The organism is Neisseria sp. P0009.S007, from assembly GCF_051962515.1.
On record NZ_JBQCVF010000672.1, the window covers coordinates 1 to 888 of the forward strand.

Consider the following 888-nt stretch of genomic DNA (forward strand, 5'->3'; position numbering starts at 1 on the left):
TTTCAGGTTCAGCAAGCGCGGCTGGCCGTCAACCAAGGCCACCATGTTGATACCGAAGCTGTCTTGCAGCTGGGTCAATTTGTAGAGTTGGTTCAAAACGACTTCGGCATTTTCATTACGTTTCAATTCGATCACGACACGCATACCGGATTTGTCGGACTCGTCGCGCAGGTCGGATACGCCTTCCAGCGTTTTTTCGCGTACCAATTCGCCGATTTTCTCAACCAGCTTGGCTTTGTTTACTTGATATGGGATTTCATCGATTACAATGGCTTCGCGCTCGCCGTTTTTACCGATAGGCTCGATATGGGTTTTACCGCGCATTACCACGCGGCCGCGGCCGGTTTTATAGCCTTCGCGCACGCCGCTCAAGCCGTAAATAGTTGCGCCTGTTGGGAAATCGGGTGCTTGGATAATGTTGATCAGCTCGTCGATTTCAGTTTCAGGCTCGTCCAACAAACGCAGGCAGGCATTGATGGTATCGCCCAAATTGTGCGGCGGGATATTGGTTGCCATACCGACGGCAATACCGGACGAACCATTGACTAACAGCGCGGGAAAACGGGTCGGCAATACCAGCGGCTCATGTTCGCTGCCGTCATAGTTGGGGCCGAAATTAACGGTTTCTTCTTCAATATCCGCCAGCATTTCATGGGAAATTTTTTCCATGCGGATTTCGGTATAACGCATGGCTGCTGCGGCCAAGCCATCGACAGAACCAAAGTTGCCCTGACCGTCGATCAGTACATAACGCATGGAGAAGTCTTGTGCCATGCGGACGATGGTGTCGTAAACGGCTGTATCGCCGTGAGGGTGGTATTTACCGATAACGTCGCCGACGATACGCGCCGATTTTTTATAGGCGGAATTCCAGTTGTTTTTCAACTC

Annotated in this window: 1 protein-coding gene; it reads right to left on the bottom strand. The window is 51.4% G+C overall.

Features of this window, described 5'->3' with window-relative positions; all coding sequences use genetic code 11:
- Positions 1-888 (bottom strand): DNA gyrase subunit A (locus ACTHS3_RS15580; RefSeq protein WP_440368452.1); only part of this gene is annotated, 888 nt, incomplete at both ends.